A 14324-nucleotide genomic window follows, 5' to 3' on the forward strand; every position below is an offset into this window, starting at 1 on the left:
TCTTTATTTTCGATTTTTGAAGTGTCAACTTATTCAGTACACTACATATTCAAACTGTTATCATTAATCCGCCATTTACAGTAAATGCCGGATCGCAGTTCTTCTTATATTACTAAAGTTCTAGGGTGCCCAGTTTGATGTTCTCATTTTAGAGAAGAATTTAACAGTACGATAACAATTGCATTAAGAATGTCAAACTGAACACCCTAACATTTTGCCACTATTTATAACTTAGATAAGGAGCATCTTTCTTCTCTGCCTAACTGATTGTACTTTGCACGGGCAAGTATTGTAAATTTTCCTCTAGGAAATTTTGCATAAAAGTGACCAAGAGAAGTATTATTCATTTGATTCGATAGATATAAATACCATCAGTATAAGTATAAAGTATTAAAATATCATCATATTGTTCAATATCAATAATTCCACCTACACCCAATAAATCGGCTTGATAAAGTATAGACCATGTATCACCACCATCAGTAGAATGATGAATTGTAAATTTATGTTCTTCTTTAGGAATACGGGTGACTCCAGTAGAATATAGTATTTGTGGATTTCTCTTATCATAAATTGTTTTGTAAAAATATACATCATCCTTCAAAACAGGATTCCAAATCCGACCTTTATCTATAGTTTTCTTTAAAAAATATTCCCCTGAATATATCATTATATTTGGATTAGTTGGGTCAAAAGCTATATGATGTATACAATTATTTCTTTCATTCTCAAGTATTATCCAATCTTTCCCATCATTACAAGAAGCATTAATAAAAGATTCAAATATCATAGTTTCCCCTGTATTGTAAATATTTGTAGTGTCTTGAGGATGAAATCCAACAAACCAATTCTGATAGCCGCCATAAAAAGTACTGATAGTCTTCCAACTTTTTCCAAAATTTACCGATTTCACTACTCCAATAGGTTCGACCAAAGCCAATAGTGAATTCGCATTTTGGGAGTTTTGAGATATTGAGTAAGGTATGACCTTTAACTCATTCTCTTCAATTAAAAACTCCGGTGGCGTTATCGCCTTACAAGTTTTTCCACCATCTGTTGAAAGCACAAATGCCTTCTCGTCAGTGCAAGCTGTAATTGCAATTATAGAATCCCCCTTCATAACAAACTGGATTACTGGAAGACCGGAGAACGCAAACTTTTCCCAGTCCATGTTATTCAACGACTTCGCTGGCTTTCGATATATCCCCGACCACGTTGCTATGTAAATATATCCATCAACTACTTGAACAGACGGTCTATAAGGACGCCCATAAGTATTCCAAACTTTTTCTTGGGCCTCTATTACATTTGCTTTATCTTTTAATCCAATATATTCAAAAATCTTCTCGTCGTCAGTAATTTCTCGTAGGTTATTATCATCCTTACAAGAAATAAACATAACTGATAAAAACAAAATTAAAAATAATGATTTCATTTATAATTGCTTTATAATTAGTCTAAGTGGTGATTACAAATTAATTTAAATTATGCGTATATTGGTTTGTCTGCAGGACGAGTCAATATTCATTATATACTAAAATCCTTTAGAACAAACCTTTATATTATCTAAAATATTATTGGATTGATTCTTTTCGAGAGAATCCCTATAAACAAATTGTTTGACCATATTAAAAATTTAAATATAGAACCAATAAATGAAAACCAGCTATCTATCTGGTAGCATTTATATAGACACTAGTATAGTTAAACATTTGCACACTATAATCAAATAATTGAGTAGCAAGCACAATAGCAATGCGTTAAATAAAAACATTCATTTCACAGTATATGTGCATATCATTGCATTCTTCACAATCATTCATACCAAATAACTATTGCAAATATATAATAAATAAGCAGTACATGCTATAAAACACAGCCTACTTCTTCAAGATTAACTAGTATTAGTATTTTCAACGTAAATTTAGTGCCACTCGTTGCCACCCAATGCGCAATTCTCATTAGGAAACTACGTATATCAGATTGAACGTGTAGCTATAGTCATGTGTGTATAATCATAAGATAGAAAAGAAGAAAAGGCTGGCGGCATAATCAGCGCTAATACATGAAAAACGGAAAAGTTTATTAACTTCCTGCTAAAAGGCAGGCCCCTACATCATGATTTCAGGATGTAAGATACAGATATGTAAATAATATTATCAAAAAAAAAGGAAGAATAATTGAGATCTGTATATAAAAAATGAAGAGAAAAATCTCTAAAAATTAATATTATCCTATTCATTTATAGAAAATAAGGACATTTACAGAATATCCCTAAATAAACTACAACGAGTGGCAACAGCGTGACGGCAAATTCTGCCATCACACTGCTGTCACTCGTTGCCGTCACCATATTTATACCTAAAAATCAACCTGTTACATCTAAAACAGTGACAGGTGACAGATAATATTTGTTTTTATTTATATAGGATGAAGAAAATATAGATGCTACTGATATTATTTACAGATAAACGTAACCAACAATCCTTTGTGATCGGTTGGCCATACATCAAGCGGCAATAAGAACTTATCTTTGGATGTCTCCTGCACGCGCTGTGCGCGGACAATAGAACCTTTCGGTCCGAAGATGACCGCCTTCCTTGCATCCAGTCCTTCGCCTTTATAGAAAATAAAGTCGATCCGGTCCCGCTCGTCTGCTTTGGGAGCCCATGTGATTTTCTCCGGAGTTTTTGCCGGATTGTCCGAAGGATAAGTAAAGCCGGGATGTGTCAAGGGATTGGGATATATCTTGCGGTAACTATCTACAAATCCGGCTTCTTCGAGCAAAGTCGTTACCGTCCAGGGCACAACGAAGCCATTGTGATCGTACATATCTTTATTCTTTTCTATCCAGTCACGGTGAGACGGTTCGTTAAAGTCACCGCCGATAATCACTTTATACCCTGCTGCCAGGTCTTTCTCAGCCTGAGTGATAAACAAACGGATAGCATCGTCACGCTGGGAAGCAACGTTTACTTTCAGTATCTCTTCTACCGATGCCGGCAACGGTATTTCCTTCCAGGTAGAACCGTCATAGCCGCGGGCATTGTAGTATGCACAATCCAGATAATCCAGATGTGACGTGTAAACCGCTACCTTATGCCCGTTTACCGAACTGGTCAGGCGATAGATACTTCCGTGATCGTCTTTCTCGGGAAAAACAGTCAGGGAATCGGTGATAGGATGTTTGCTCAGCAGCCCCGTGTCATAACTATAAAAAGAATAATACGAAAGCCCCTTCTCTTTCAGCGAAGCACAGACGCGGGCTGTGAAATTCGTCTTATTGTAATTCCTGACTTCACTGAAAGTTACAAAGTCCGGTTTCAGGCGAACAATCTCATTGACAATAGCGTCATATCCTCCCGGTACCATCGTACCTTCCTGCCATACATTCCATTGCAGTACTGTAAATTCATTACTCTTCTGACTTCGTGCAAAGACGGAAACAAATAGTAAAAGTGTCGTAAATAGTAAGTTGGTTAATCGCATTTCATTTATTATTTAGCGTGATGTATCTTTAAATAGCTTTCCAGAAAGACTGAAAATCACGGTATTTACCGTAGCAGACCAGTTCGTCTCCTTCTTCCACCTTCTCATCTCCGGGCAACTCATTCTTGACATGACGCTCCATCAAAGAAATGCCCAGGCAATTAGTGACTTTGTTCGCACGCTTCAGTGCGATCAGTTTCAGATGAAACTCTTCATCCATATTCAGCTCATTCACAAAGTATCCTACAAACTTCTTCGGAACAGTAAACTTCACGACATAATAATCCTGATCAATACGGAACGCTTCCATCGTCGCCCCAAAGTCGAGCAACTGCACCAGGCTACGGGCAGCATCCTCTTCCGGTGTCAGAATCTTCTCCAGACTAAACGCTTCAAGCACTGCCTTGTGCACCGCATCAATGGCACGGGCAAAAATACGAGGCACCTTTTTCTGCTTCAACAACGCGACAACACGTACCGATGCTCCAAAATTCTCGCCAATCGCCACAACAACAATATCTACGCTATTCAAAGGCAGCACCGACAACGACTGTTCGTCCGTAGCGTCAATGACAAAAGCAGTGGCAACCTTATCTTTGATTGAGTCGACACGGCTTTCGCTGATGTCCGCTCCAATGATCTCATGCCCCAATGCCGATAATTCCTCGGCAAGTACATGCCCGTAATTTCCTAGACCAATAATAATATACTTCATGATGTTAGTTTATGATGATGTTATCACTCGGATAACGGTATTTTGTATTCTTTTTCTGCTTGACGATGCCCAGCATCAACGTAATCAGACCGACACGTCCGATAAACATCAGCAACGATACCAGCAATTTACTGGCATCGCACAATTGAGGCGTCAGATTCAGGCTCGATCCTACCGTACTAAGGGCGGAAACACATTCAAAGGTCAGTGCCAGCAAAGAGGCTTTCGGTTCGAGTATGCTCAATATGAAGATGAAGAGAAACAATACGCCCAGCGACATGACGACCGTCGCATTGGAACGCCGGATAGAGTCATGAGACAATTCCCTGCCGAAGACCTCCACCCGTTCACTTCCCCGCAATACAGCTACAAGGTTCAACACTACCACTGCAAAAGCATTCACTTTGACACCGCCTGCCGTAGACTGCGAACCGCCGCCGACCCACATCAGGAAGAGATAAACCAACAGCGTCTGCACGCTCAATGATGCCAGATCGACACTGCTAAACCCAGCCGTTCGCGGACAGGTCGCATTAAAGAATGCTTGCGTCCATTTATCGGCCACAGACATACCGGCAAAAGAGGCATTCCACTCAAAAGCAGCAATGGCCAGTGTACCGATCAGCAAAAGCAGGAAAGTCATGATCAATACGATTTTCGTATTCAGATTGTAGAGGTGCTGCATCTTATGTCTTTCCAGTTTGCGGGTACGCACAAACGTCCAGAAATGGCGCAAATGGTATAATACGATATCTTTGAAATTAACCAGAATCGGAAAGCCGATACCGCCCAAGATAATCAGTAAAGAGACGGAGATGAACAGCCAGTTGTGGTTGGTCATCACCATCGAATTTCCTAAATTGCCTGAAAGTGTGGAGAAACCCGCATTACAGAAAGCCGAAATGGAATGGAAGGCGGCAAAAGCCAGTTCCTCTTCCAGATTCATCCCAAGCGTATCGTGAATGCTGAACCAGATGGACACCATGCCAATGCCTTCGATGACCAATGTAAATCCAAGGATATATAGTAGTGTGGACAGTAACGACCCCAACGAATTGGAACTGACCATATCACGGACAACGAGCTGATTGTAAATGGAAGTATTTCCCATAAAGAACATGGCAAAGAAACTGGTTAATGTCATCACTCCCAGTCCGCCGATCTGAATGAGCAGGATAATGACTACAAGTCCGCTGGTGGTGAAAGTGGTGGATACGTCTACCGGCACCAAGCCCGTCACACAGACGGCACTGGTGGCTGTAAACAGAGAATCGACCCAAGTGATGCCATTGACCGTACATCGTGGAAGCATCAGCAATCCCGTCCCGATCAGAATAATAGCCATAAAGCTGACAGCCAGTATCAAAGACGGATTCGTACGGCGTCCTAAAAGACGCACCAAGCCATTGGACAGGTTCAGCAGAGAAAAAACCAACAATAATATTAAATGATAAAACTTCCCGTGAAGGAATTCCCAGACTTGCAGAATTGCTCCCTCTTCTTCCGGACGATGGAAGATGACGGGAACCAAAGTTAGGTAAAGCAATACGCTCAATATCCATGCCAGCCTTCGATATTGCTTTTTCGTATTCCGGTATTCCAGCGAAATATGCAGGGTGACATCAATTAAAAAGATAATCCATACGGCTTTATACAAGATCTGTATCTGCTGTACCTCGACCGGGGACAATGGAAAACCATGTTCGTAAACCACTCCGACAATCAACAACAGAGATGCCAGATAAGTGAGTGCTTCTACCAACCCCAGCAGGATACGTACATAGGGCTTGAGAAGCTTATTCTGATATAACAGAAATTTATGATAAATCTTCATATCACATTTTTTTATTGTCGTATTTGCTATGCCGTGCAAACTTAACTAAAATAACAATCGAATTCGATTCTTTGTTGACAAAATTACACGAATATTAAAAATTTTGCCTACTTTTGGCAGCAGAAAACTAATAAACCACAATAACATGAGTGACAAAAGAAAACGGTATATCCTACCGGAAGAAGAAATTCCACATTACTGGTACAACATTCAGGCTGATATGGTGAACAAGCCAATGCCGCCGTTGCACCCGGGAACAAAACAGCCGCTGAAAGCGGAAGATCTGTATCCAATCTTTGCCAAAGAACTGTGTCATCAGGAGCTTAACCAGACTGACGCATGGATCGAAATACCGGAAGATGTACGCGAAATGTATAAATATTATCGTAGTACGCCGCTTGTACGCGCTTACGGACTGGAAAAAGCGCTCGGAACTCCGGCACATATCTATTTCAAGAACGAAAGTGTCAGCCCGATCGGTTCTCATAAACTGAACTCTGCGCTGGCTCAGGCATATTATTGCAAAGAAGAAGGCGTCACGAACGTTACTACCGAAACCGGTGCGGGCCAATGGGGAGCCGCCCTTTCTTATGCTGCCAAAGTTTTTGGTCTCGAAGCCGCAGTTTATCAGGTAAAGATCAGCTACGAACAAAAGCCTTACCGCCGCAGCATTATGCAGACTTTCGGCGCACAGGTCACTCCTTCTCCGTCTATGTCTACCCGTGCGGGAAAAGATATCCTGACGGCTCACCCCACCTATCAGGGTTCTCTGGGTACAGCCATCTCGGAAGCTATCGAACTTGCACAAATGACTCCCAACTGTAAATACACTCTTGGTTCGGTACTCAGCCACGTTACTCTCCACCAGACCATCATCGGTCTGGAAGCTGAAAAGCAAATGGAAATGGCGGGCGAATATCCGGACGTAGTAATCGGTTGTTTCGGAGGCGGTTCCAACTTCGGAGGTATCTCTTTCCCATTCATGCGTCACAACATCCTGGAAGGAAAGAAAACGCGTTTCGTTGCTGCCGAACCTGCTTCGTGCCCGAAGCTGACCCGCGGTAAATTCCAATATGACTTCGGTGATGAAGCCGGATATACTCCGCTGCTCCCGATGTTTACATTAGGACACAACTTCGCTCCTGCCCATATCCATGCAGGCGGTCTTCGCTATCACGGTGCAGGCGTCATCGTCTCCCAATTACTGAAAGACAATCTGATGGAAGCGGTAGATATCCAGCAACTGGAATCTTTCGAAGCCGGCTGTCTGTTCGCACAGGCGGAAGGTATTATTCCGGCACCGGAATCCAGTCACGCGATTGCTGCCGCTATACGCGAAGCAAAGGCGTGCAAGGAAACAGGAGAAGAGAAAGTGATTCTGTTCAACCTGTCCGGACACGGTCTGATCGATATGGCATCTTATGACAAATATTTGGCAGGCGATTTAGTGAACTACGCACTGACTGACGAAGATATTCAGAAGAATCTGGATGAAATAGGAGACTTATCCAAGTAAGCCCCGGTTTCTGAACCGAATTCTGTAAGCATAAAAGCCCGGTATGATGCCGGGCTTATTTATTATCTCTACGAAACTATCCAAAAGAATACAGTCTTTTGTACTTTATTCATGGGGTATTTAAAGGAAATTACTATCTTTGGCGTCATTATTAATCTCGTGAACTAATAATGAGCAAGCTTAAGAAGATAGTAATCTACTTGTTTTTCCTATGCTTAGGAATGCATTCCGCCTTTTCTGAAACTCCGGAACAAATCACATTTTCCTATATTTCCATCAATGAGGGACTATCACAAAGTACGGTGTTCTCCATCGATCAGGATAAAAGGGGCAATATGTGGTTTGCCACTTATGACGGAGTTAACAAATACGACGGATATGCATTTACGGTTTATCAGCATAATGAGGATGACCCGAACAGTATCGCCAACGACATCTCCCGTATTGTAAAAACAGACAGTCAGGGACGGGTATGGATTGGTACACGTGATGGTTTGTCCCGTTATGATGAGGAAAAAGACATATTCCAGAACTTCTTCTATGAAAAGAATGGGAAACATTTGCAAGTTAACGGTATCGAAGAGATTTCACCGGAACAGTTACTTATCAGTACTCCGGAAGGGCTGATCATGTTCGATATCAAAGAATCCAAATTTATAGATGATTCTTTCAGCACAGCGATGCATAAGACAATCGCCTCCACTCTTTACAGACAGGGTGACCAAATTTATATCGGAACTTCGACCGACGGACTCTATACTTACTCTATTACTCAGAAAACTTTTGAAAAAGTGATCCCCATTTTAGGGACTAAACAGATTCAGGCTATTCTTCAGCAATCCCCTACCCGCATCTGGGTGGCAACCGAAGGAGCCGGACTGTTCCTGATTAATCCGAAAACGAAGGAAATAAAGAATTATCTGCATTCTCCTTCCAACCCGAAGAGTATCAGTTCCAATTACATCCGCTCACTGGCAATGGATTCACAAAACCGTTTATGGATCGGAACTTTCAACGACTTGAATATTTATCATGAAGGTACTGATTCTTTTGCCTCGTACAGCAGTAACCCCGTAGAAAACGGCAGTCTGTCACAACGTTCGGTGCGCAGTATCTTTATGGATTCTCAGGGCGGTATGTGGCTGGGAACTTATTTCGGTGGTCTGAACTATTATCACCCTATCCGGAACCGCTTCAAGAATATCCGCAATATTCCTTATAAAAACTCGTTAAGCGACAATGTAGTAAGCTGTATTGTCGAAGATAAAGACAAAAACCTGTGGATAGGAACGAATGACGGAGGATTGAATCTTTATAATCCGATTACACAGCGATTTACATCTTATACACTGCAAGAGGATGAAAGTGCAAGAGGCATCGGTTCCAACAATATCAAGGCGGTATATGTAGACGAAAAGAAATCTTTGGTATATATAGGTACTCATGCCGGCGGACTGAGTATCCTTCACCGCAACAGCGGTCAGGTAGAAAACTTTAACCAACGCAACAGCCAGCTGGTAAATGAGAATGTCTATGCCATCCTTCCCGACGGAGAAGGGAATCTTTGGTTGGGAACACTCAGTGCACTGGTTCGTTTTAATCCGGAACAACGGAGTTTTACTACGATTGAAAAAGAGAAAGATGGTACTCCAGTCGTCTCCAAACAAATCACGACACTATTCCGCGACTCCCATAAACGCTTATGGATCGGTGGAGAAGAGGGACTATCAGTCTTTAAGCAAGAAGGTCTGGATATACAAAAAGCATCCATACTTCCGGTTTCCAACGTCACGAAGCTCTTTACGAACTGTATTTACGAGGCTTCCAACGGAATCATCTGGGTAGGTACACGCGAAGGATTTTATTGTTTCAATGAAAAAGACAAGCAGATCAAACGGTATAACACGACCAACGGTCTGCCGAATAACGTAGTATACGGTATTTTGGAAGATTCCTTCGGAAGACTCTGGTTAAGTACCAACCGGGGGATTTCCTGCTTTAATCCGGAAACTGAAAAATTCCGTAACTTTACAGAGTCGGACGGGTTGCAAAGCAATCAGTTCAATACCGCTTCTTATTGTCGTACGTCTGTGGGACAGATGTATTTTGGCGGTATCAACGGAATCACGACTTTCCGTCCGGAATTATTGCTCGACAATCCTTATACGCCTCCGGTGGTTATCACCAAACTGCAACTGTTTAATAAGGTTGTCCGCCCGGATGATGAGACCGGTATTCTGACCAAGAACATCAGTGAAACGAAAAGTATCACACTGAAATCCTGGCAAACAGCTTTTTCCATTGAGTTCGTGGTATCCAATTATATCTCAGGACAACATAATACTTTCGCCTATAAGCTGGAAGGTTATGATAAGGAATGGTATTATCTGACGGACAGCCGCACCGTCTCCTACTCTAACCTGCCACAGGGAACCTATCAGTTCCTTGTCAAAGCAGCCAACAGCGACGGCAAATGGAATCCTATCCCTACAGCATTGGAGATTATCGTTCTGCCGATCTGGTATAAGACTTGGTGGGCACTACTCATCTTCTTCGCAACCTTCGCAGGCTTCATCACTTTTGTTTTCCGCTTCTTCTGGATGCGCAAAAGTATGGAAGCCCAGCTTGAAATAGAACGCAGAGACAAAGAACATCAGGAAGAAATCAATCAGATGAAGATGCGTTTCTTCATCAACATCTCGCATGAACTTCGTACACCTTTGACGCTGATTCTGACTCCCCTGCAAGAGATCATTAACAAAATCAGCGACCGATGGACACGCAACCAACTGGAATATATCCAACGGAATGCAAACCGCCTGCTGCATCTGGTCAACCAATTGATGGACTACCGCCGTGCTGAACTCGGAGTGTTCGAACTAAAAGCGAAAAAAGGAAACGCTCATCAACTGATACAGGACAACTTCCTTTTCTACGATAAACTGGCACGCCACAAAAAGATTACTTATACTCTACACTCTGAACTGGAAGACAAAGAAGTTCTTTTTGATGCCAACTATCTGGAACTGATAGTAAACAACCTCCTTTCCAATGCCTTTAAATATACGGAAAGCGGGCAAAGCATTACCGTAACTCTGAAAGAGGAGAACGGCTGGCTATTGCTACAAGTCAGCGATACAGGCATAGGTATCCCTATCAACAAACAGGGAAAGATATTCGAACGTTTCTATCAGATAGAAAGTGAGCACGTAGGAAGTGGTATCGGACTTTCGTTAGTACAACGTCTGATAGAACTTCATCATGGGCGTATCGAACTGGACAGCGAAGAAAACAAAGGCAGTACATTCTCTGTCTATCTGCCACAGGATCTGTCGGTTTACAAACCTTCCGAGTTAGCTTCCAATAACGAACAGAATGAAGAAGAGCAAGTGTATTCTACCAATTCGAAAGCAATGTATTTCATCGACACGGAGAAAGTGGAAAACGAATCTGTGGAATCCGGTGATAAGAAACGCGGAACAATTCTGATCGTAGAAGATAATAACGAAATCCGCCGTTACCTGAGTAACGGACTGGCGGATTTGTTCAACACACTGGAAGCCGGGAACGGTGAAGAAGCACTGGAAAAACTGAAAGACAACGAAGTGGATGTGATTGTCACCGACGTCATGATGCCGGTTATGGATGGTATCAAGCTATGCAAGAACGTGAAACAAAATATCCGGACTTGCCATATCCCGGTTATTATTCTCTCCGCAAAGACTGATATCAAAGATCAGATGGAAGGTCTGCAAATGGGTGCGGATGACTATATCCCCAAACCATTCTCTCTTGCCATCCTGACAACCAAGATACAGAACATGATGCGTACACGCAGACGGATGCTCGATAAGTACGCCAAATCATTGGAAGTAGAACCTGAGAAAATCACATTCAATGCAATGGATGAAGCCTTGCTGAAACGTGCCATGGCGATTGTGGAAAAGAATATGGATAACATCGAATTCTCTACCGACGAATTCGCCAGAGAAATGAACATGAGCCGTTCTAATCTGCATTTGAAACTAAAAGCAATTACCGGAGAATCAACCATTGACTTTATCCGTAAGATTCGTTTCAATGAAGCGGCCAAGCTACTGAAAGACGGACGATATACGGTAGCGGAAGTCAGTACTATGGTAGGATTCAATACACCGTCATATTTTGCCACCAGTTTCAAGAAGTACTTCGGATGCTTACCTACGGAGTATATCAAGAAATCAAAAGGATAGTAGTTAGACATACAGTATAGAGTCTTTTATAGCAATCGTGTTTTTTGTCTTTTTCCGAAAGAAAAATGCACCTGCCTTGTACCATATACCACATTTGGTATCGCACTATTATACCTCAAAACACGTTTTTTTCTTCTTTTATTGAATGATGACGGACTTTAAAATCATCCATCCAAACAACCTAAATTGTACAGAACCTATTCCATATCATATTACAATCCATAACATTATGACACATAAAAAACTAAAATACAGGAGATAAACAGCTCTTTTAAACAAAAACAACATATGTCTCAACAAATTTGATATCAAAAAAATCATTTTTGAACAAAGTATGAACAACCTAAATTAAAGAATCTAATTAATGAGGCTACATTTGCAACAGTAAAATAACACTTTTAATAATTATAAAACCTAATAAAGTATGAAGAACATCTTCTTTATTTGCTTTTGTGCGCTATTCGCATTTAGTGGATGCGCAGACGATGATGATGATCTATTAACCGGAGGGAATGTAGATATAGATCTGCTTCCTGATGCCAAACCAAACGATGTTGTTGATCCTCAAGTATTCGAGGCTATTAACCTCAACTACCCCGGACTGGAAAAAGTTAAAGAATTCTACGAGGCAGGCGAACATTATTATGCAGCCAATGCTTTATTGGAATACTATAGAACGAGAACCAATGTTACTAATCCGAACTTATCTTTAATTAATGTGACGATCTCAGAAGCAGAGCAGGCAAAAGCTGATTATGCACTGGTAGATTATCGCTTTCATGTTAACAACTTCTATGAAGATAAGGAAACCTTGAAACCCTATTCAGTAAAACAAGACGGAGGTATAAACTGGGAGTATTCACCGAAAGATGCATCTGATGAATATCAGAAACAACTTCATCGCCATCAGTGGTTCATCCCCCAAGCCAAAGCTTACCGTGTAAGTGGAGATGAGAAATACATTCAATCATGGATTGAGGTATATAAGAATTGGATAGAAAACAATCCGAAGCCTACAACAGGACCTAATACTACCTCATGGTGGCAGTTACAGGTATCTACCCGTATCGGTGACCAGGTACAATTGCTTGAATACTTCAAGAACTCTGTTAATTTTACTCCGGAATGGCTTTCTACATTCTTGGTAGAATTTGCAGAACAAGCAGATTTTCTCGTAGATTATCCGTATGAATCAGGAGGTAACATACTTATATCACAAGCGAATGCATTGGCTACTGCCGGAACGTTAATGCCGGAATTTAAGAATGCGGAGAAATGGATGAATACAGGATATCAGATACTTAGCGAAGAAGTACAAAATCAAATTATGAGTGACGGATGGCACAAGGAAATGTCGCTCCACTATCATATCGGTATCGTTGCGGATTTCTACGAGGCTATGAAATTAGCAGAGGCAAACCAACTCTCCAGTAAATTGCCGTCAGATTTTACAGAACCACTGCGTAAAGCAGCAGAAGTAGTGATGTACTTCACATATCCTAATTACTTTATCAAGGGTTCCGATAATGTGGTCCCAATGTTCAACGACTCATGGAGCCGGACACGTAATGTCCTTAAAAATACGAACTTTAAGCAATATGTGGAAATGTTCCCGGATAGTGAAGAATTGAAATATATGCAAACTGCCGGGAATGGTGGAACAGCACAGGGACGTACCCCCAATAATGATATGAAGCTATTCGACCAGGCAGGATATTATGTATTACGAAATGGTTGGACACCGGCTTCTACAGTCATGATTTTAAGCAATAACAAGAGTAATGATGCTTCTAATTCACTTAGTGCCTATAGTCATAACCAGCCAGATAATGGTACTTTCGAACTATACCATAACGGACGAAATTTTTTCCCTGATTCAGGTGTGTGTACTTATTATACCAGCGGTGGAGACAATGACTTACGTTACTGGTTCCGTGGTATCGATAAACACAATACTTTATCAATCGGAAAACAGAATATCAAAAAAGCAGCAGGCAAACTGTTGAAATCAGAGGAAGGAGCGACTGAATTAGTTGTATTTGAGAATCAAGGATATGATAACTTAAAGCACCGTCGTGCAGTCTTTTACGTAAACAAAAAATTCTTTGTATTAGTAGATGAAGGTATTGGAAATGCAGAAGGTACTATTAATCTAAGTTTCAATCTTTGCGAAGGCACTGCCAGCGAAGTTGTTATGGATACAGATAAAAATGGAGTCCATACAGCATTCAGCAATAATAATAACATTATAGTCCGCACTTTTGCCAATAAAGCAGTAACCTGTTCTCCATTCACGGGACGTATAGCCTATCTCGTAGACGGGGCTTACAACACACGTCAATCTTACACCATCGATATGAATAAGAGTGCTGATGAAACCGCACGTTATATTACAGTTATCCTTCCAGTCAATGGAAGTACTGATACATCCAGTATCTCAGCCAAATTCATAGATAGCGGATATTTCGAAAACAGCGCTTCTGTAGAAGTAAGTGTGAATGGAGAGACACATACATTATCTTATACCTTATAAACTAA

7 protein-coding genes are annotated in these 14324 nt (G+C 41.3%); 3 read left to right on the forward strand and 4 right to left on the reverse strand.

Annotation, left to right across the window (positions count from 1 at the left end; genetic code table 11):
* Window positions 1-343: 343 nt before the first annotated feature.
* The 4 genes from DW640_RS20895 to DW640_RS20910 all read right to left on the reverse strand — a co-directional run bounded on the left by DW640_RS20895 (window position 344) and on the right by DW640_RS20910 (window position 6038).
* Window positions 344-1435: a hypothetical protein gene (locus DW640_RS20895; protein WP_016268184.1), complete on the reverse strand. Its 1092-nt coding sequence runs from the start codon at window positions 1433-1435 to the stop codon at window positions 344-346.
* Between the two features lie 1022 nt (window positions 1436-2457).
* The gene (locus tag DW640_RS20900) at window positions 2458-3489 is read right to left on the reverse strand and encodes an endonuclease/exonuclease/phosphatase family protein (protein WP_055271179.1); all 1032 of its coding nucleotides are present in this window, start codon (window positions 3487-3489) and stop codon (window positions 2458-2460) included.
* Window positions 3490-3517: 28 nt separating this feature from the next.
* Window positions 3518-4204, reverse strand: a complete 687-nt coding sequence (locus tag DW640_RS20905) for a TrkA family potassium uptake protein (RefSeq protein WP_008760381.1) — start codon at window positions 4202-4204, stop codon at window positions 3518-3520.
* Window positions 4205-4208: 4 nt separating this feature from the next.
* Entirely contained in the window at window positions 4209-6038 is a 1830-nt protein-coding gene (locus tag DW640_RS20910) for a TrkH family potassium uptake protein (RefSeq protein WP_008760380.1), read from the reverse strand.
* Between the two features lie 145 nt (window positions 6039-6183).
* Here DW640_RS20910 and DW640_RS20915 point away from each other — a divergent pair, with 145 nt between their 5' ends.
* The 3 genes from DW640_RS20915 to hepC all read left to right on the forward strand — a co-directional run bounded on the left by DW640_RS20915 (window position 6184) and on the right by hepC (window position 14319).
* Entirely contained in the window at window positions 6184-7554 is a 1371-nt protein-coding gene (locus DW640_RS20915) for a TrpB-like pyridoxal phosphate-dependent enzyme (RefSeq protein WP_008760379.1), read from the forward strand.
* Window positions 7555-7724: 170 nt separating this feature from the next.
* A complete protein-coding gene (locus tag DW640_RS20920) occupies window positions 7725-11786 on the forward strand; it encodes a two-component regulator propeller domain-containing protein (RefSeq protein ID WP_008760378.1) in 4062 nt (1353 codons plus the stop codon).
* A 424-nt stretch (window positions 11787-12210) separates the two neighbouring features.
* Complete coding sequence (gene hepC / locus DW640_RS20925; RefSeq protein ID WP_055229007.1) at window positions 12211-14319, forward strand: heparin-sulfate lyase HepC; 2109 nt, start codon at window positions 12211-12213, stop codon at window positions 14317-14319.
* The last annotated feature ends 5 nt before the right edge of the window (window positions 14320-14324 follow it).

Origin of the sequence: Bacteroides sp. AM23-12 (assembly GCF_003434395.1) — a bacterium.
Classification (GTDB): domain Bacteria; phylum Bacteroidota; class Bacteroidia; order Bacteroidales; family Bacteroidaceae; genus Bacteroides; species Bacteroides thetaiotaomicron.